Below are 744 nucleotides of genomic sequence, written 5' to 3' on the forward strand. Positions count from 1 at the left end.
GTACAGTATTATATATTATTTTACACTCATACATTTAAAATAACCCACACAAATGAAAAAAACGTTTCTACTCATCCTAAGCTTAATCGCTTTCTCTTTCGCCACTAAAGCACAAAACCGTTTCGGTATCAAAGGTGGTGTCAATTTTGCTAATGTTTCTATTAGTGCGGGGGGAATTTCTTTATCTCCAAATTCAATTACCTCATTTCATGTTGGAGGAGTATTAGAATCAAGAGTTTCTGATAGATTCGTAATTCAACCTAGCTTACTTTTTTCACAAAAAGGATTTTCTATGGCAAGTAGCGGAATTGAAGTAAAAGGTACACTAAATTATCTAGAAGTTCCTATCAACTTTTTATTTGAGCCTGCTGACTACTTTTTTATTGGTGGTGGTCCTTATTTAGGGTATGCTCTAAGTGGTAAAAATAGTTCAGGTGGACAATCTGAGGACATGGAGTTCGGAGATGGAGGACTTAAGCGTCTTGATTTCGGTTTGAATCTTACAGCTGGATACGAAGTTGTTGACGGTTTAGTTTTAAGCGCTAATTATTCATTGGGTCTTGCAAATATTGCTGATACAAATGATGGTTCAATTAAAAATAATGTAATTGGTATTTCAGTTACTAAGTTTTTCGGAGCTAAATAATTATAGTAATTTTTTATTCAAAAAGCTCAGCAAACTTGATTTTGCTGAGCTTTTTGAATATAAAGGCATTAATTATTTTTAAATCCTCTCATTTAATC

Annotated in this window: 1 protein-coding gene; it reads left to right on the top strand. The window is 32.9% G+C overall.

Going from position 1 to position 744, the window contains the following annotated elements; genetic code table 11:
* The first annotated feature begins 52 nt into the window (after positions 1–52).
* Positions 53–646, top strand: a complete 594-nt coding sequence (locus tag AC07XN_RS24535) for a porin family protein (protein ID WP_494744959.1) — start codon at positions 53–55, stop codon at positions 644–646.
* Positions 647–744 lie beyond the last annotated feature (98 nt).

It is taken from the genome of Arcicella sp. GW458-12-2-14-TSB2 (assembly GCF_059423785.1).